This is a genomic window from Streptomyces sp. NPDC044061 (genome assembly GCF_056434305.1).
Genome location: NZ_JBWKFL010000001.1, coordinates 158,763 through 176,256 on the forward strand (window position 1 = coordinate 158,763; position 17,494 = coordinate 176,256).

Consider the following 17,494-nt stretch of genomic DNA (forward strand, 5'->3'; position numbering starts at 1 on the left):
CCAAGGCGGGGGAAGGGGGTTCTCCGCCTCCCCCCATCGAAGGTGCCGCCCGTGTTGCGGGGGGTAGAGCGCCTCGTCGGGTGTCCGGGGGGCGCGGCCCCCCCCCCCCCCGCCCCTCGGGCGTCACGTCGGGCCGTCAGGCCCGGTGGTGGGGGCCCTCCGGGTCCATGTCCGGGCGGGGCGGGGTGTTGGTCGGCATCGGCGGGTACGGCATGCCCAGGCCGCCGGGCGGGGCGACCGGTGGGGTTCCGCCCATGGTGCCGCTCGCGGCCGCGCCGTGGGGGTGTTTCGGGCGGGCGGCGCCGCGCAGCAGGTAGGCGAGCACGCCCAGGATCGCCGCGGTGATCAGCGCGGCCGCCCAGCCGGGCAGGCCCGCCGCGAGGCCCAGGCCGAGGGCGAGCGCGACCGCGCCGCCCGCGTACAGGGCGACGGCGCCCGAGGCGGCGTAGAGCATGGCCGTGCGGCGCTGCTTGCGGCTCTGCTCGCGCAGTTCCTCGCGTACCGTCTCGCGCGCCACCTGTGCCAGCTCTTCGACGAGGTGCTTGTCCAGATGTTCCAGGTGATCAGAACGGTCCATGAACTGCGGGTACCCGCTGGGCACGGTGGGTAACAGAGTCGGCCGGGGGCCGTGGCCTGTGCGCGTCGGATCGCCCCAACTAGGCTCGTGCGCATGGAGATTCTGGGCGCCTCACTGCGCATCTGCGTCGACGACCTCGAAGCCGCGGTCCCCTTCTACGAGCGTCTCGCGGGCGGCAGAGCGCTCCGGTTCGAACGCGGTGGTGTCCAGGTCGCCGCGATCGGCTCCTTCCTGCTGATGAGCGGTCCCGAGTCCGAACTGGAGGTGCTGCGCAAGGTGGCGGCCACGATCGCCGTGAAGGACGTGGACGAGGCCCACCGGCTGCTGACCGACCTGGGCGCCCGGATCATCGCGGGACCCGTGCCGACGCCGGTGGGCCGGAACCTGCTCGCGATGCACCCGGACGGCGCGATCTTCGAGTACGTCGACCACGGGGGCTGACCGGCCCACGGCTCATGGCGTGTCCGGGCGCATCCGGAAGTCGTGGCGGGCGGGCAGCGGCTCGTCGGTGAGCCGGGCCCACAGCCGGCCGATCACGTCGTCGCCCTCCCGCAGGTCCGCCACCTCGATGTCCGTGTCGAAGACGGCCCGGGCCTCGGCGCGACGCCCCTCGGCGAGCAGCAGTTCCGCCTCCAGCAGCCGGAACCGGCCACGTCGGCGGACTGCGGGCAGCAGCCGTTCCCACACGGCGCGGGCGTCGGCCGTCCGCCGGACCCGCAGCAGCGCCTGCAGGGTCTCGCGGCCGAGGGCGGCCACGGCGGCCGTCCAGGTCTCGCCGTCGTCCCGCCGTTCGCGGCACAGGTCCTCGAAGGCCTCCGCGTACCGGTCGGCGGCTCGCTCGTGGTGGCCCGACTCCTGGTCGGCGACGCCCAGGCAGCGCAGCAGCGGCCACAGTGACGGGGCGAGCGGGAGGGCCCGTTCCCAGCTGCGGACGGCCTGGGCGCGGTCGCCGGCGTGCCACTGGGCGATGCCGAGGTGGTACTCGGTGTGCGGGGTGGCGGGCGCGGTCTCCAGCATGTCCCGCCAGTGCGGCGCTACGAGCGTCTCGTGGGGCGGGCGGACCCGGCGCGGCTCGGGCAGGGTGCCGGTGCGCAGCAGCTCGCGCCAGGGCGCCTGCGCATCCCCGAGGGTGGACTCGGGAAACGGCGTGCCGGCCAGCTTCCAGTCGGCGCGCAGCACTTCGAGCGCGCCCCAGCCGGAGCCGGTGGCGAGGATCTCGCCGGGTTCGGTGTCGGCGTGCGGCTTCCAGGCCGCGTGGGCCTCGTCGACGCGGGCGCGGGGCAGCGCCTCCGCGAGCCGCTCCTCGGCCTCCCGGACGACCGCCGTCCACTCCCCCTCGCGGGGTGCGTCGAGCGGGCCGTACGCCTCCAGCCAGGACACCTCGCTCTCCGGCTCCAGCCGGACGTGTTCCAGCTGGGTGCGGGCGAGTCCGGCCTGGATCTCGCAGTAGCCGCCGGTGCCGGGCCCGGTCAGCCACTCCTGCCAGCGCCGGCCGCCGGGCCCGCTGCCCCACACGAAGAGCTTGCGGCCGCGCAGCACGTCGGTGGAGGTCTGCGCCAGACCGTGCCCGGCCGCGTCCAGCGCTGCGATCCAACGGCGCCTGCCGTCCGGCACCTCGTAGAAGTAGTCGGCGGCGTAGGGGCTGTTGCGGGGGTGGGTGCGGTCGACGCCGTCGTACGACGGGACGGGCACCCGGCGCAGGCGGCGTTCGTAGCCGAAGTGCCAGGCATCCTCGGCGGGGGCGAGTACCCGTACGTCCTCGGGCACGGCGATGTTGGACCACCAGTACGTGGGCACCGGGCGCTCGTGCGGATTGCGGACGCGGACGCCGGCGAGGAGGAAGTCGGAGCCCTCGGGGAGCCACAGGTCGACCTGGAAGGGCAGGTCGCGCAGCCGTTCCCACTCCCACAGGCGCAGCATCTCGCCGCCGTCCGGGGCGGGGACACGGGCCGCGTGCAGGGGTGCGCAGGAGAGGGTGGTGTGGCCGGTGGCGCCGATGTTCCATTCGATGCCGCCGGAGTACCAGGCGCCGTTGAGGGCGAAGTCGGCCGGCTGGAACACCGGGTTGCGGTAGAGGAGTTCGCGCTCGGTGGGCAGGTGGACGAGGGAGGCGACGCGACCGCCGAGGCCGGGCAGGACGGTGGCGCGCAGCCGGTCGTTCTCGATCACGAGCGCGTCGACGGCCCGGGGTTCGCGGGTTCTGCCGTACCCGTCACGGACGCGGACCGGCAGCAGGCTGTGCAGCGGCTCCAGGCCGAGCTGCCGGGCCATGTCGCGGGGGAAGTCGTCGCGGTCCCGGTCGTCGAGGCGGTGGAGTTCGTCGAGCGGGCGGAGCGGGGGCAGGGGGTTGTCGGGGCCCAACCGCGCGGCGGGCAGGGTCAGTACCTCACGTCGGATCCTCGTCACGACGACCATGGAACCCGGCGCTCGTCCGGTCGGCCAGGGTGGCTGCCGGTCAGGATTACGCAAAGGCGTCCACGACCACGTCCGCGAGCAGCGCGCCCGCCGTGCCGTCCGGGTCGAGGTCGGGGTCGTAGATGGTGACGTTGAGGCCGGCGCACCGCGGGGAGGCGAGCAGGGGCCGCAGCAGCGCGACCAGTTCCCCGGGCTGAAGGCCGTCCGGGTCGGGGCTGTCGACGGCGGGCATGACGGACGGGTCGAGGACGTCCGCGTCCAGGTGCACCCAGAAGCCGTCGAGCTGTGGCACCTCGAAGGCCTGCGCGGTGGCCCGGGCGAGGGCGTCGGCGCCCCACTCGCGGATGTCCCCGACGGTGACCACGGGGATCTTCAGCGCGGCGAGTTCGGCCCGGTCCTCCTCGAAGCAGTCCCGGATGCCGAAGAACCGCACGTCCTCGTCGCGGAGGTAGGGCCTGCGCCCTTCCAGGTCCGTCAGGTCCCGCTGCCCGCGGCCGGTGGCCAGCGCGGCCTCCTCCCCGCCGGCCGCACCGACCCGCTCGGAGTTGCCGGGGTGCCGGAAGTCGGGAGAGGCGTCGACCGCGGCCAGCCCGTAGCGGCCGAGGCGGCGCAGCGCGAGGGAGGCGCCGAGCTGGATGGAGCAGTCGCCGCCGAGGACGACGGGGAAGTCACCGGCGCGGACGTGGCGTTCGAGGCGGTCGGCGAGCTTGACGGTGTACGCGGCGAGCGCGGCCGCGTTGAAGACGCCGTCGCCCTCGCGCCAGTCGCCCCGGTCGTAGCGCGGGGGTACCACCACTCCGCCCTCCCGCGCGCCCAGCCGCTCGACGACGCGCTGTTCCCGCAGCGCCCCGGCGAGCTTGTAGCAGCCGGGCACGGTGCCGGGGACGGGTGGGCGCAGGCCGAGGTTGGAGGGGGCGTCGATCACCACGAGAGTCCGCATGCGGTCCATCCTCGCCGAGCGCACGATCAGCCGGTAGCCCTCATCTCGGCGGTCAGCGCCCAGCGTTCGTGGTCCCGCCAGGCCCCGTCGATGTAGATCATGTCCGGCGAGAAGCCCTCCAGCCGGAAGCCGGCGCCACGCGCCAGCGCGACGGAGGCCGCGTTGTCCGGCTGCGCGTTGATCTCCAGCCGGTGCAGTCCGAACGGCCCGAAGGCGTATCCGATCACCAGGTCGAGGCCCTCGCGCATCAGCCCCCGGCCGGCCGCGTGCGCGAAGACGCCGTAGCCGAGGGCGCCGCACTGGAAGCCGCCCCGGACGATGTTGTTGATGTTGATGAATCCGGCGATCTCCCCCGTGTCCCTCTCGCACACCAGGAACCCGGCCTTGGTCGGGTCCTCGATGAGAGATCCGGCGTAGGCGGCGTAACCCTCGTCGGTGTCCGGCGGGAACAGCCAGGGCCGGTGCAGGTCCTTGCTCTCCCGGGCCCGGGCGGTGAACTCGGGGCCGTCCTCGAGGGTGAAGGAGCGGATGGCCACGCGCGGGCCTTCGGCGAGGTAGCGGGGTGAGGTGTTCGGCATCCGGCCAGCCTACGCGCCGGACTCAGCGCAGCGCGGGCTCCTCCATCGTCAAGGTGGCCGCGTCCGCGTCGAGTTCGGCGGCGACTCCGAAGGGAACGGTCAACGCCCCCGCGCAGTGCCCGAATCCGAAGTCCTCGACGACGGGGACGCCGAGCGGGCCGAGCCGGTCGGTGAGCAGGGCCCGCACCCGTTCGTAGGGGTCGCACTGCTCCCAGGAGCCGAGCAGCACCCCGCTCACCCCGTCGAGCCAGCCCGCGCGCAGCAGTTGGGTGAGGTAGCGGTCCAGCCGGTAGGTCTCCTCGCCGACGTCCTCCAGGCACAGCAGCCCGCCGCGCGCCGAGGGACGGGCGTGCGGGGTGCCCAGTTCCGCGGCGAGCAGGGACAGGCAGCCGCCGAGGGTGACGCCGCGGGCCCGGCCGGGGACCAGGGCGGTGCCGCCGGAGGCGATGGTGCGGACGGTCTCCGGAGCGAACAGAGTGGCCCTCAGGTGCTCCTTGGCCCGCTCGTTCTTGACGAAGTCGATGCCCGCCGCCATCGGCCCGTGCAGGGTGACGAGCCCGAGGCGGGTGGCGAAGGCCTCGTGCAGGGCGGTGACGTCGCTGAAGCCGACGAACACCTTGGGACCGGCCGCGCGCATGGTCTCCCAGTCGAGCAGATCGATCATCCGCTGCGCGCCGTAACCGCCGCGGGCGCACAGGACCGCGTCCACGGCAGGGTCGCACCAGGCGTTCTGGAGGTCGGCGGCGCGGTCCGCGTCAGTGCCCGCCAGGTAGGCGAACTCGTCGTGCCGGTCGAGCACATGGGGGGCGACCACCGGGTCGAGGTCCCACCCGCGCAGCACGTCCAGGCCCGCCTGCAGCCGTTCCTCGGGCACCGGCCCGCTGGTGGCCACCACGGCCACGCGTGCGCCGGGGGCCAGCCGGGCGGGGCGCAGCAGTTCTCTCACGTGTTCAGCTCCAGCTTCGGGACACCGGGGACGTCCAGTGCGAACACCTGGGTGTACAGGGACAGTTCGGCCTCCAGGGCGCGCACCATCGTGTCGGCCCGCCGGAACCCGTGTCCCTCCCCCTCGAAGGTGAGGTAGGCGTGCGGCACGCCCCGGCCCTCGACCTCGGCGAGGAAGCGCTCGCACTGGGCGGGCGGGCAGATCACGTCGTCCAGGCCCTGCAGCACCAGGAAGGGCACGGTGAGCCGGTCGGCGTGCGCGGTGGGCGAGCGTTCGGCGTACCGGGCGGGCACCTCGGCGCGCGGGCCGATCAGCGACTCCAGGTACCGCGACTCGAAGTCGTGGGTCTCCCCCGGGCCCCAGGTGCCGAGGTCGAGGACGGGATAGCTGATGGTGCCGCAGGCGTAGACGTCCGTGGTGGTCAGGGAGGCCGCGGTGGTCCAGCCGCCCGCGCTGCCGCCCCGGATGGCGAGCCGGTCGGGGTCGGCGGTGCCCTCCTCGGCCAGGGCGAGGGCGACGGCCGCGCAGTCCTCGACGTCGACCACGCCCCACTGCTCGCGCAGTCGCTCGCGGTAGGCGCGGCCGTACCCGGTGGAGCCGCCGTAGTTGACCTCGGCGACCCCGATGCCGCGCGAGGTGAAGTAGGCGATCTCCAGGTCGAGGACGAGCGGAACCCGGCTGGTGGGTCCGCCGTGCGCCCAGATGACGTACGGCGGCAGCTCGCCGTCGGGGGCGGTGCGGCCGGGGTGGTGCGGCGGGTAGACGTACGCGTGCACCTCGCGTCCGTCGGGTCCGGTGAAGGTGCGGATCTGCGGCTCGGGGTAGTACGCCGGGTCGACGGGGTCCCGGTGCCGGGCGCCGACGGCCCGGGCGCGCCCGCCGCGGGTGTCCAGCTCGACCACTTCGGGGGCGGTGCGCGGGCTGGCGCCGACCGCGACGACCCGTTCGCCGTGGGCCGCGAGGGTGGACCCGAACTCGGTCCAGGGTCCGGCGGCGTCGACGACCTCACCGGATTCCGGGTCCAGGATCCCGAGCACGGTCGAGCCGCGGCCGTGCACGACCGCGACGAGCCCGTTGGCCAGCGGCGCGAACCAGCGCAGGCCGAGCTTCCACAGCGGCCCGGCGAACTCCTCCTCGCGCGGGCACAGCGGCGTGCCGTCCCGGTACAGGTTCCACCAGCCGCTGCGGTCGCTCGCGTACAGCAGACGGCCGTCGGCGGACCACTCCGCCTGGGCGACGGCCTCCTCCGGCCCGCCGGCGACCGTGCGGACCGCGTGCAGTGTGCCGTCGTCACCGACCTCGCCGACCAGCAGTTCGGTGCCGTCCCACGGCATCCGGGGGTGGTCCCAGGCGAGCCAGGCGGCCCGTCGCCCGTCGGGCGAGAGCCGGGGACCGGTGACGAACCGGTGCCCGTCGTCGGAGAGTTCGCGTACGGCGGCCCGGTCCTCGGCGGCCGAACCGTCCAGCGGAACGGCGGCGAGGACACGCCGTACGTCGCCCGGGTCCTCGCCGGTGAACTCCTCCAGGACGCACCACACCTCGCCGCGGGCGAGATCCACCTGGGGCTCCGCCCAGCGCAGGCCGTCGCCCACCGGGGAGACGGGCGTCAGCGGGCGCGGCTCGCCGCCGGGCTCGTACCGGTAGAGCCGCTGGTCGGCGAAGTGCGTGAACACGACCAGCGGCGTGCCGTCCCGGACCACCCCGGTCCAGGGCCGGCCGCCGTACTCGATGACCCGGCTGCGCACGTTCCACGGCGCGGGCAGCACCGACTCCTCCGTGCCGTCGGCCAGGCGGCGCACCAGCGCGCGGCGGCCGCCCTCGGCGGGCCGGGGCTCGGTCCACCAGATCTCGTCGCCGACGAAACCCACCCACTCCGGCTGTCCGTCGTGCGCGGCGGCCAGCGCCGCGTCGATGGGCGAGGGCCAGGAACCGTAGGCCGCCTTCAGCATCTCGTCCCCCATCGCCTAGGCCGTCCGCAGGAAGCGGTCCAGCACCCGGACGCCGAAGTGCAGGGCCTCGACGGGCACCCGCTCGTCGACGCCGTGGAACAGCGCCTGGTAGTCCAGGTCCTCGGGCAGCTTCAGCGGCGCGAAGCCGTAGCCCGTGATGCCGAGCCGGGAGAACTGCTTGGCGTCGGTGCCGCCGGACATGCAGTACGGCACCACGTGGCCCTCGGGGGCGAACTCCTCGACGGCCGCCCGCATCCTCGCGTAGGTCGGCGAGTCCAGGGGAGCCTGCAGGGCCACCTCCCGGTGGGCGAACTCCCAGTCCACGTCCGGCCCGGTGAGCCGGTCCAGGGTGGTGCGGAACTCCTCCTCGCCGCCCGGCAGATAGCGCCCGTCGACGAAGGCGACCGCCTCACCGGGGATGACGTTCAGCTTGTAGCCGGCGTCCAGCATGGTCGGGTTGCTGCTGTTGCGGATGGTCGCCTCCACCAGCTTGGCGGCCGGGCCGAGCTTGTCCAGCAGCCGGTCCACATCGGTGAAGTCCGGGTCGATGCCGTAGAGGGCGGAGATTTCGGTGAGGGCGGCCCGTACGGTCGGGGTGAGCCTGAGCGGCCACTCGTGCTCGCCGATGCGGGTGACGGCGGCGGCCAGCCGGGTCACCGCGTTCTCCTTGTTGACCTTGGAGCCGTGTCCGGCCCGGCCGCGGGCGGTGAGCTTCAGCCAGCCGGTGCCGCGCTCTCCCGCGGCGATCGGGTAGAACTGCCGTCCGGCGCCGTCGTGGAAGGTGAAGGCACCGGACTCGCTGATGCCCTCCGTACAGCCCTCGAACAGCTCCGGATGCCGGTCGGCGAGGAACCCGGAGCCGTCCTCGGCGCTGGCCTCCTCGTCGGCGGTGAACGCGATGACGAGATCGCGGCGGGGCCGTACGCCCTGCCGGGCCCAGGAGCGGACGACGGCGAGGATCATCGCGTCCATGTTCTTCATGTCGACGGCGCCGCGTCCCCACACCACGCCGTCGCGGATCTCGCCCGAGAACGGGTGCACGCTCCAGTCGGCGGTCTCGGCCGGCACCACGTCCAGGTGGCCGTGGACGAGCAGGGCGTCGGCGGACGGGTCGGTGCCCTCGATCCGGGCGACCACGTTGGTCCGCCCCGGTGTCCGCTCCAGCAGCAGGGGTTCCAGGCCCGCGGCGGCCAGCCGCTCGGCCGCGTACTCGGCGGCGGGCCGCTCCCGGCAGTCGCCGCCGCCCCGGTTGGTGGTGTCGATCCGGATCAGCCCGGAGGTGAACTCGACGACCTCGTCCAGTGCCTGCTCGTCAGCCATACTGCTCCTCCACCGCGGCCGAGACGATCGTGGTGACCGCCTTGAAGGTCCGGATTCCCTCGTACATGGTGTCGCTGGTGTACGCCACCTTGCGCTCGCCGACGCGGGCGACGCCCGGGACGACGGTCGCCGCCATCGCCAGGTGCTCGGCGTCGAACTCGACGGCGACGGTGAACGGCCCGCCCTGCACGGGCTCGTGACGGACCGCGAGCGAAACGGCCTCCTTGGCAGCCGCGCGGATGTCGGCGGCGGTCCGGGCCGGGGTACGGCAGACCGCCGCATACCGGGACACATGGTCCTTGACCGCGACCTTCAGCGCCTCGGGCGCGTATCCCAGCGCGTCCTCGCAGGCCAGGTCGTCACCGGTGACGAGCACGACCGGTACGCCGTACTCGGCGACGACGTGCGCGTTCAGCAGACCCTCGCTCGCCCGGACGTCGTTCACCCACACCCCGGTGATCTGGTTCGCGAGGTAGGTGTGGGCGAGGACCCCCTCCATGCCGGCGCCCGCGTGGTAGCCGATGAACGCGATGCCGTCCACGTCACCGTGCTGCACACCCTCCACCATCGACAGCGCCTTGTGCCGCCCGGTGAGCATCTCGACCCGCTCGTCGAGCTGCTCCAGCAGCAGGTTGCGCATGGTCCAGTGGGCCTCGTTGACGAGCACCTGGTCGGCGCCGCCGTCGAGGAAGCCGAGCACGGCCGCGTTCACGTCCGAGGTGAACATCGAGCGGCACCGCTCCCACTGCGGCGTCCCGGGGAGCACGTCGGCCGGCCAGGTGACGCCGGTGGCCCCCTCCATGTCGGCGCTGATCAGGATCTTCATGATGCGTCACGTTACGCGCCGCGGCGCGGACAGGCTACGACGGGGCGGCCCTCTCGCGTCCTCAGTGCCTGCCGGCGCCCTGCCTGACCCAGATCTCGAAGTGCCCGGCGCCGGTGGACGTCCGGTACGGCAGCGAGCTGGTCAGCCGGTAGCGGCCGGAGGCGCGCATCTCCTGGCGCACGGCCTCCTCGGCCGGGGGCAGGCCGCCGGAGTAGTCCAGCACCACCCCGTCGAACCATCCCTCGCGGACGGCCGCGCGGTAGCCCGGGATGCCCGACAGGTGACGGCCGTCGTGCGTCTTGTAGTCGATGAAGAAGAACGACAGCCAGTCCTGGTAGGAGGTGCGGCGCTCGCGGCTGAGGTAGTACACCGGGCCCTCCTTCGGATCGCCCAGCCAGTGCTGCCCCGGACGCACCGTGTAGGCCAGCTGCGGCACCAGATAGCGGGTGTCCGGCCAGCTGCCGAAGTAGGCGGCGGACTGGCTCAGGCCGAGGGTGAGGGCGACGGCACCGATGGCGATGGCCCACTGCGGGAACTTGAAGTGGGCGCCCATCAGCCGGGTCACCCCGACGCCTGCCATCGGCGCGGCGAAGAACAGCCCGAAGCCGATGTGCTTCTGCAGGGACGTCTCGGTCTGCAGATGGATCTGGTACGCGGGTGCGAGCAGGGCCGTTCCGGTGAGCAGCACGCCCAGGCAGGTGCGCCAGCGTCGCCCCGGGACGGCGCGCCGCCAGCCGGGGATCTCGCTCAGCCGGGCGGTGCGGGCGTAGGTGACCGTGCCGAGCACGGCGACGGCGACCAGCAGGCCCGCCCAGCGGCCGGTGTCGTGGAGGATCTGCCAGGCGGGCGTGTCCCCGTGGGCGCGGGCCGTGGTGGTGCTCTGGATCGCCGTCAGGTAACCGCTGGCCACCAGCCCGCCGCCGAACGCGCCGATGGTGGCCACGCCGAACAGTGCGCCGCGCAGCAGTGCGCGGCGCACATGGTGGTGGCGGTAGGCGGCCAGCACGTAGAGCAGCACCAGCGTCGGCAGGAACAGCGCGGAGGCGTACTTCACGGCGACCGCGAGCGCGGCGACCAGCCCGACGGGCACGGCCAGGGCCCAGTGCCGAGGTGCGATCACCACCAGGAGCCATGCGGTGAGGGCCAGCAGGCAGACGGCCATCGCGTCGTAGGTCGCGAAGTGGCCGAGGAAGAGCGTCGGCATGGAGACGGCGAACAGCGCGCCGGCGCACAGCCCGGCGCGCTCGTTGAACAACCGCCGGGTCAGCCCGTACAGGCAGGCGGTGGCCGTCAGCATGAACAGCAGGCTGAGCGCGCGGACCCCGGCGAGGCCGAACACGGAGTCCACGGCGGCCGCCAGCACGGGGTACAGGACGGGCGCGCCGGAGAAGTAGGAGTCGAAACCGCCGTAGTCGGGCGCCCCGAAGAAGAGATGGCCGATCTCCACGTGCCCGGCGTAGACGTACAGCGCCTCGTCCTCGAAGGCGGAGTTGCTCAGCCGCAGCGACAGCGCGGCCTGGACGAGCAGGACCACGGCGAGCAGCGCGAGGCCGACCATGCGGCGCCGGCGACCGGTGTCGGCGGCCCAGCCCATGTGAACGGGCGGCGGCAGCGTCCAGCCGGGCAGCGGCTGCTCGACGAAGGAGAAGCCGGGGTCGGCCTCCGCCGGTGGCGGCGGCAGGACCCTCAGTTGCAGGGTCTCCTCGTGCACCGGCAGGCCGGGCTCCGTATAGGTCATCGTGGTTTTCTGTCTCGTCTACTTCAGGGCGGCGAAGTCGAGGTCGTACCGGTGGTTTCGGGCCGCCGCACGGAAGGCCGCCAGCGTCTCGGGACTGCTCTCGACCCGCCAGTCCGTCTCCTTGTCCAGGTCGAACCAGATGAAGCCCACGACGTCACTGCGGGTGGCGACGGTCTTGAGCAGTTCCGTGATCTGCGCGCTCTTGCGCAGGGTGGGCTGGGCACCCGTCTCGGCGAGCAGGAAGGGCCGCTGTGTGAAGGTCCGGATCTGCCGGAAGGTCGGTCCGAAGAGGGCCGGGAAGTCCTGGGCGCCGGTGCGGGCGTAGTAGCCGACCACGCCGACCCAGTCGACGTACCCGTCGCCGGGGTAGTACGGCTTCAGGGCCACCTGGGGCACCGGGTTGACGACGTTCGGGCTCCAGACCCAGATGACCGTGGACACGCCCTCGTCCTGGAAGACGTCGTGCACATGGCGCCAGGCCTTGACGAACTGCGCCGGGGTCGCGTTCTTGGTGCCCCAGGGGTACCAGGCACCGTTCATCTCGTGGGCCAGGCTGATCGCCACGGGGACGTTCACGGCGCGCAGCGTACGGGCGGTGCTGACGATGTAGGCGTCCTGGCTGCCGTCGGCGATCTGCGCGAGCGTGGCCTTGTGCGGCTCCCAGGCGATGTACGGCAGCTGGCCGTTCTCCCAGACGGTGCGGGTCTGGTCCGCCTGCAGTTCGTCGCCCCAGCCGAGGTAGTACTCCAGCATCGTGGGCGTCCGCCCGACCTTGGAGGCGTAGCGGCCCACGGGGCTCAGGTCCTTGGGCACGCCGTCGAAGGTGGCACCGAAGTACTTGGCCTTCGGGTGCAGCAGCGGGGTGACGTCGTAGGGCTGTGCGGGCGCGTACGTCGCGCCGCCGCCGGCCAGGGACGCGGCCGGCTGGGCTCCGTCGCCGCCGGCGCCGATGGGGGCGGGGCCGGAGCTCACGCAGCCCGTCAGGCAGACGATCCCGGTCAGCAGGGCAGCCAGTGCGCGGGCGAGGGCCGTGACCCGTGTGCGGCCGGTCTTCACGCGGCCACCTCCTTCGGCTGGATCAGCACCCGGCCGACGGCCACCGCGTAGAACAGGCCGGAGGCCAGCATCAGCGCGAAGTTCTCCGGGTGGGCGCCGGTCATGCGCCACACGGCGAAGACGGGCCACAGCACGGCCGTGGGGGCGCTCCACAGCCACATTCCGCCCCAGAAGCGGCGGGTCTTGTTCTTCTTGGCGCCGCTGGATCCGGTGGGCTGCCAGCCCATCGGGCGGCGCCGCACGACGTCCCAGATGGCGAAGACGTGCGCCCATCCGTACATCACCCGGGTCGCCCAGGCCTCCAGCCGGTAGGGGTTTCGGTGCCACAGGGGGTAGACCACGGTCAGGTAGAGCACGCTGGGCAGCACCATCCAGTAGTTGGTGGCCTGCAGCTGGTCCGGGTAGTGGATCAGCAGGGTCAGCGCGATGAGCGGGGTGGTGAAGGTGAGCAGGGCCGTCTCGATGTAGTAGACGAAGCCGGAGATGTAGCACAGGCGACTGGCGAAGCGCATGCGCACCTGCCAGAAGTCGCGCAGGCTGCCGAGCATGCTCATCGAGGCCATGCACCAGCGGTACTGCTGGTTGTAGTAGGCGCCGATGGTGTCCGGGCACATCCCGGTGGACAGCGCGAGCGGCACGTAGTGCAGGTCCCAGCCGCGGGCCCGCAGGTCGAAGCCGGTGTGCATGTCCTCGGAGTGCTCGATGAGGCTGGTGCCGCCGATCTCGTCCAGGGCGGCGCGCCGGTAGACGGCGCAGGAGCCGACACAGATCGAGCCGTCGCTGCGCTGCCGGGAGACCTGCACCGAGCGGTAGAACAGCTCCTGTACGGCGCCGGCGCCGCGCTCGATCCAGTTCTGCTGGTCCAGCACCCGGAAGTACTGCGGGGACTGGACGATGGCGCAGCGCGGGTCGGCGTCCAGGTACGGCAACAGCTCGTGCAGGAGGTCGGCGCGCGGGACGAAGTCGGCGTCGAGGATGAGGATGGCCTCGCCGGAGGAGTTCTCGAAGCCGTGGCGGAGGTTGCCCGCCTTCTTCATCCAGCCCCGGTTGGGGCGCACCAGGTGGCGGAAGCCGAAGTCGGCTGCCATGGCGGCGGCTTCCGCGCTGTCGCCGTCGTCGAGCACGAGGACGTCGACGTGGCCGGGGTAGGTGTCGGCGAGGATCTGCACATACCGCCAGGTGTTGTGCAGCACCTCGAGCGGCTCGCCGCACACCGGCAGGAACACGTCGACGCTCGGGTAGTGCCGCGGCTGCCAGCGGCGGACGAGGCGCCGGTGGGCCTTGAGGCCGAAGCCGGGCGCGAACGCCTCCAGGCGCATGGATATCAGGAAGCCGACGACGGCCAGCAGCAGGGTGGGCGCGAACACCCAGATCCACGCGCTGTGCCGGGCGGTGTCGGCCTGGCTGAGCATCACGCACACGAAGCCGAGGAAGGAGCTGGAGGTCAGCACCCAGGTGTGGCGCTTGACGTAGCTGTACTTCTCCCGTTCGTCGGGGGGCGTGGGCAGCAACCCTTCGGGGGCCGGCGGGCGCCCGGAGCGCGGAGCACGCCGCCGCCCTCGGCTGCGTACTTCGGCCGTACGAACGGTCACGGCTGAGGGCCCCCCTCTACACCTTCGGGTGATTTCGCGAGGAGAATGCTATAGGACGGATCTTCACTGAAGGGACACGGCTTCGTCACGGCCGGACCGTTTCGCTCCGGCCTCCCTCCCCGGGTCCGGTCCGGGGCGGCGCGGGCCACGCGGGACGGCGGCCGCGCCGGCTGTCCGTCCCGCGCTCCACGGGTCAGTCCGGGGTCCGGGGGCCCTCACTTTCCGGCCAGTACGAACCAGCGCGCCGGCAGGTCGATACGGGTGCCGTCGGCGAGGTTCTCGGTCTGCGGCAGGGTCGTATCGCCCTCGGCGAGCACCTTCAGGCCGGCCTCGGCGAGCAGGCGCGGGATCTCCTCGTCGTCCGCGTCGGCGGGCTTGAGGTTGTGGTGGAAGACCCGGCGCAGCTTGGGACCCGGTCCGTCCGGTCCGGCGGCGGCGTGCTTGAGGACGTCCCGCGAGCCCGAGGTGAGTTCGACCACGAAGGCGCGTCCCTCGCTGCCGATGATCGCGGCGACGGCGGCGGCCACCGCGGCGCGGGCGGCCGGCTCGCTCTGGTGGATGACGGCCCGCATGTACACGTTGCTGTCGCCGAGCCGGTCGTGCAGGGCCTGAACGGCGCCGGCGTCGGTCAGGTCGAGCTGCTGGAACTCGGCGGGGGCGCCGTCGGCGGCGCGGCGGGCGTGCTCGACGGCGGCGTGCGAGAGGTCGACGCCGACGGCCCGTGCGAACCGGGTGGCCAGGTAGCGGGTCTGGGTGCCGTTGCCACAGCCGAGGTCCACGATGGTCCGCGCGGTGTCCGCGTACGGCAGGAGCAGTTCGCTGTGCGGCTCGGCGGTGAGGGAGGGATCGGAGTCCCAGATCGCCTCACCCGTGGCGTCGGAGGTCTCGCGCCAGTAACTCTCCCAGTTCTCGCGATAGTTGTCCGAGACGTTCATTGCGATCTCCCCACGGTCGGTTCCGTGATCGGGATATCGCGGCGACCGCGGGTTGGGCAAGAGGCCGGAGGCCACCTTCATCGTATGTACGGGCCCCGGCCACTCCCCGGGGGGCGCACGCGGGCAGGCCGCACGCCCTCTGGTTCACGGCCGCGCGGTGACGGCCTGTTCGAACCAGACGGTCTTGCGGTGCCCGGTCGCGGTGGCGCCCCACTCGCGGGCCAGCCGGGTCACCACGCGCAGACCGCGCCCCGACTCGTCGTACGGTCCGGGGCCGAGCATCTCGGGCAGGCCCGGTTCGTCGTCCGTGACCTCGAACAGCAGCGCGTCGGTGCGGACCACGCGCAGTCCGACCCGGCCGCCTCCGCCGAACCGCACGGCGTTGGTGACGACCTCGCTGACCAGCAGCCGCGCCGTCTCCACCGCCTGCGGCAGGCCCCACTGCAGCAGCCGGTCCCCGACCAGGCGCCGGGCCCGGGACACCTCGCGCGGGTCGGCGTCGAAGTGCCACTCGGCGACATGGTCGTCGGGGATGCCGTTGAGCCGGGCCATGAGCAGGGCGACGTCGTCCTTGCGGCCGCCGCGGGTGTTGAAGGCGCGGATGATGGTGTCGCAGGCGTCGTCCATCGAGGCCGCGGGGTGGGCGGCGGACTCGCAGAGCGCGGCGAGCCCCTCACCGATGTCGGAGCCGCGCACCTCGACCAGCCCGTCGGTGCACAGCACCAGCCGGTCACCGGGCGCGACGCGGACGACGGTGGACTCGAACGGGACACCGCCGACGCCTATGGGCGCGCCCGTCGGCAGGTCGAGCAGTTCGCTGCGGCCGTCCTCGGCCCGCACCAGGACCGGCGGGATGTGGCCGGCGTTGGCGAGGTGCAGTTCGCCACGGATCGGGTCGTAGACCGCGTACAGACAGGTGGCGAGGTAGTTCTCGCCGAGCCGCCGGGCCAGGTCGTCCAGATTGCGCAGCAGTTGGGCCGGCGGGGTCTCCAGGGCGGCCATGGTCTGCACGGCCGTACGCAACTGGCCCATCATGGCGGCCGAGTTCAGGCCGTGGCCCATGACGTCGCCGACCACGAGAGCGGTGCGCGAGCCGGGCAGTTTGATGGTGTCGAACCAGTCGCCGCCGATCCGGCCGAGCCGGGTGCCGGGCAGATAGCGGGTCGCCACGTCACAGCCCGCCATCCGCGGGGTGACCTGCGGGAGCATGCTGTCCTGGAGAGTGTCGGCGACGTTCTCCTGGTAGGTGTACATGCGGGCGTTGTCGAGCACGAGCCCGGCGCGGGCGGCGAGTTCGGCGCCGGTGGTGCGGTCCATGTCGTCGAACGCCGGCCGGTCGGGGCGGCGCATCAGCACCATGAAGCCGAGGACGACGTTGCGGGCCTTGAGCGGGACGATGAGCAGGGAGCGCCCGCCGATCAGCGGCCTGAGGTCGCGCTTCTCGAACTCGCCCGAGATGCGGTTGGACAGCTCCTCGGTGACCCTCGGGATGAGGACCGGTTCGCCGGTGACCATGCACTTGTAGAACGGGGTGTGCTCGGGGAAGGCGAACGTCTCGCCGACCGGCACGGTGTCGTCCCAGCGGCCGGGTTCGTCGTTGTGCTCGACCCAGACGCGGTGCATCACGGTGGTCGCGTCGGGCGGGCCGTCCGGGAAGCCCTCGCCCGCCAGGACCGCCGAGCGCAGATGGGTACCGGCGAAGTCGGCGAAGCGGGGCACGGCGGCGCTGGTGACCTCGCGGATGGTCTCACCGAGGTCGAGCGAGGTGCCGATGCCGGAGCTGACCTCGTTGAGGAACTCCAGGCGCTCGCGCACGGCGGCGTACTCGAGGTCCTGCTCGGCGCCGACGGGGACCACGGGCCCGGTGCGCTGCTGCGGTACGACGGCTTCGGTACGGCGGCGGCCCGGGCGGCGCGGCACGCCCCAGTACGGGGTGACGGGCACCCGGTCGAACTGGCTGAACTCCAGTACGGGATAGCCGAGTTCGAGGATCTGGGAGACGATGCGGCCGCTGAGTCCGGGGCCCATGTTGGGCAGGATCTCGGGGAGCCTGCGCTCCAGTTCCTCCGAGGCGGGCAGCTCGGTGTGGCGGGCGAAGCCGGGCGAGATGCGCTCGGCGGTCTCGTCGTCGTAGCCCCGCTCCTCGCGCAGCCGGGTGGCGTCGGCGGCGAGCACCAGCAGCCGCGAGGGGCCCGGGCCGACCAGCGGGTAGGCCCACCACAGCGCGTCGATCCGGGTCTCGTCGGCCGGTTCGGCCCCGGCCCGCTCGGCCTTGGGCGGGAAGAGACGGGCACGGCCCGCCGTCGGGTAAGCGGTACGGCCGCCCAGGGAGGCCTCCAGGTCGGGGCCGAGCCCGTCCTCGGACTCGTAGGGGCCGTAGGCGTCCGGCATCGCCTCGCCGTGCAGGTCGTCGGAGAGCGCGCCGGAGACCGGCAGCAGGTCCGCGGCGGGATGTCCGACCGCGTCCTCCCGGTCCACGCCGAACAGACGGCGGGCGCCGCTGCTCCAGTGGGACACCAGTCCGTCGCGGTCGACGACCACCACGGCCAGCGGGATCCGGCCCGCCGCGGCGTCCCCGGCGCCGCGGCCGGGAGGTGTGTCCCGCTCGCTGCCATGGTCCAT

14 protein-coding genes are annotated in these 17,494 nt (G+C 73.0%); 1 reads left to right on the forward strand and 13 read right to left on the reverse strand.

Annotated features, from left to right (window positions below):
• Nucleotides 1-136 precede the first annotated feature (136 nt).
• The gene (locus AC07CM_RS00730) at nt 137-577 is read right to left on the reverse strand and encodes a phage holin family protein (protein ID WP_478874128.1); all 441 of its coding nucleotides are present in this window, start codon (nt 575-577) and stop codon (nt 137-139) included.
• Between the two features lie 93 nt (nt 578-670).
• On the opposite strand from AC07CM_RS00730, the gene AC07CM_RS00735 reads away from it, so the two are divergent.
• Nucleotides 671-1,018, forward strand: coding sequence for a VOC family protein (locus tag AC07CM_RS00735; protein ID WP_478874129.1), 348 nt, complete (start codon nt 671-673; stop codon nt 1,016-1,018).
• Nucleotides 1,019-1,030: 12 nt separating this feature from the next.
• On the opposite strand, the gene AC07CM_RS00740 is transcribed toward AC07CM_RS00735, so the two are convergent.
• The 12 genes from AC07CM_RS00740 to AC07CM_RS00795 form a co-directional block, all read right to left on the reverse strand.
• Nucleotides 1,031-2,992 (reverse strand): DUF5107 domain-containing protein, encoded by a 1,962-nt coding sequence (locus AC07CM_RS00740; protein WP_478874130.1) that lies wholly within the window; start codon nt 2,990-2,992, stop codon nt 1,031-1,033.
• 46 nt (nt 2,993-3,038) lie between these two features.
• Nucleotides 3,039-3,932 (reverse strand): arginase family protein, encoded by an 894-nt coding sequence (locus AC07CM_RS00745; protein ID WP_478874131.1) that lies wholly within the window; start codon nt 3,930-3,932, stop codon nt 3,039-3,041.
• A gap of 26 nt (nt 3,933-3,958) precedes the next feature.
• Complete coding sequence (locus tag AC07CM_RS00750) at nt 3,959-4,510, reverse strand: GNAT family N-acetyltransferase (RefSeq protein ID WP_478874132.1); 552 nt, start codon at nt 4,508-4,510, stop codon at nt 3,959-3,961.
• 22 nt (nt 4,511-4,532) lie between these two features.
• Nucleotides 4,533-5,456, reverse strand: coding sequence for a S66 peptidase family protein (locus AC07CM_RS00755; RefSeq protein ID WP_478874133.1), 924 nt, complete (start codon nt 5,454-5,456; stop codon nt 4,533-4,535).
• Entirely contained in the window at nt 5,453-7,417 is a 1,965-nt protein-coding gene (locus AC07CM_RS00760; RefSeq protein WP_478874134.1) for a dipeptidyl-peptidase 5, read from the reverse strand. Before AC07CM_RS00760 ends, AC07CM_RS00755 begins: the two co-directional genes overlap by 4 nt.
• A 3-nt stretch (nt 7,418-7,420) precedes the next feature.
• Complete coding sequence (locus tag AC07CM_RS00765; RefSeq protein ID WP_478874135.1) at nt 7,421-8,725, reverse strand: M20/M25/M40 family metallo-hydrolase; 1,305 nt, start codon at nt 8,723-8,725, stop codon at nt 7,421-7,423.
• The gene (locus tag AC07CM_RS00770; RefSeq protein ID WP_478874136.1) at nt 8,718-9,551 is read right to left on the reverse strand and encodes a M55 family metallopeptidase; all 834 of its coding nucleotides are present in this window, start codon (nt 9,549-9,551) and stop codon (nt 8,718-8,720) included. Before AC07CM_RS00770 ends, AC07CM_RS00765 begins: the two co-directional genes overlap by 8 nt.
• Before the next feature lie 61 nt (nt 9,552-9,612).
• A complete protein-coding gene (locus tag AC07CM_RS00775; RefSeq protein ID WP_478874137.1) occupies nt 9,613-11,289 on the reverse strand; it encodes an ArnT family glycosyltransferase in 1,677 nt (558 codons plus the stop codon).
• Between the two features lie 18 nt (nt 11,290-11,307).
• Nucleotides 11,308-12,345 (reverse strand): glycoside hydrolase family 26 protein, encoded by a 1,038-nt coding sequence (locus AC07CM_RS00780; RefSeq protein ID WP_478874138.1) that lies wholly within the window; start codon nt 12,343-12,345, stop codon nt 11,308-11,310.
• Nucleotides 12,342-13,757, reverse strand: a complete 1,416-nt coding sequence (locus AC07CM_RS00785; protein ID WP_478874445.1) for a glycosyltransferase family 2 protein — start codon at nt 13,755-13,757, stop codon at nt 12,342-12,344. The genes AC07CM_RS00780 and AC07CM_RS00785 overlap by 4 nt, the downstream gene beginning before the upstream one ends.
• Before the next feature lie 395 nt (nt 13,758-14,152).
• A complete protein-coding gene (locus AC07CM_RS00790; protein ID WP_478874139.1) occupies nt 14,153-14,872 on the reverse strand; it encodes a class I SAM-dependent methyltransferase in 720 nt (239 codons plus the stop codon).
• A gap of 144 nt (nt 14,873-15,016) precedes the next feature.
• Complete coding sequence (locus AC07CM_RS00795) at nt 15,017-17,494, reverse strand: ATP-binding SpoIIE family protein phosphatase (protein ID WP_478874140.1); 2,478 nt, start codon at nt 17,492-17,494, stop codon at nt 15,017-15,019.

What these genes read in the sequence shown, in the direction of transcription:
- AC07CM_RS00730 (WP_478874128.1), bottom strand. Translation starts at nt 577, where the DNA reads ATGGACCGTTCTGATCACCTGGAACATCTGGACAAGCACCTCGTCGAA.
- AC07CM_RS00735 (WP_478874129.1), top strand. Translation starts at nt 671, where the DNA reads ATGGAGATTCTGGGCGCCTCACTGCGCATCTGCGTCGACGACCTCGAA.
- AC07CM_RS00740 (WP_478874130.1), bottom strand. Translation starts at nt 2,992, where the DNA reads ATGGTCGTCGTGACGAGGATCCGACGTGAGGTACTGACCCTGCCCGCC.
- AC07CM_RS00745 (WP_478874131.1), bottom strand. Translation starts at nt 3,932, where the DNA reads ATGCGGACTCTCGTGGTGATCGACGCCCCCTCCAACCTCGGCCTGCGC.
- AC07CM_RS00750 (WP_478874132.1), bottom strand. Translation starts at nt 4,510, where the DNA reads ATGCCGAACACCTCACCCCGCTACCTCGCCGAAGGCCCGCGCGTGGCC.
- AC07CM_RS00760 (WP_478874134.1), bottom strand. Translation starts at nt 7,417, where the DNA reads ATGGGGGACGAGATGCTGAAGGCGGCCTACGGTTCCTGGCCCTCGCCC.
- AC07CM_RS00765 (WP_478874135.1), bottom strand. Translation starts at nt 8,725, where the DNA reads ATGGCTGACGAGCAGGCACTGGACGAGGTCGTCGAGTTCACCTCCGGG.
- AC07CM_RS00770 (WP_478874136.1), bottom strand. Translation starts at nt 9,551, where the DNA reads ATGAAGATCCTGATCAGCGCCGACATGGAGGGGGCCACCGGCGTCACC.
- AC07CM_RS00775 (WP_478874137.1), bottom strand. Translation starts at nt 11,289, where the DNA reads ATGACCTATACGGAGCCCGGCCTGCCGGTGCACGAGGAGACCCTGCAA.
- AC07CM_RS00785 (WP_478874445.1), bottom strand. Translation starts at nt 13,757, where the DNA reads ATGCTCAGCCAGGCCGACACCGCCCGGCACAGCGCGTGGATCTGGGTG.
- AC07CM_RS00790 (WP_478874139.1), bottom strand. Translation starts at nt 14,872, where the DNA reads ATGAACGTCTCGGACAACTATCGCGAGAACTGGGAGAGTTACTGGCGC.
- AC07CM_RS00795 (WP_478874140.1), bottom strand. Translation starts at nt 17,494, where the DNA reads ATGGACCATGGCAGCGAGCGGGACACACCTCCCGGCCGCGGCGCCGGG.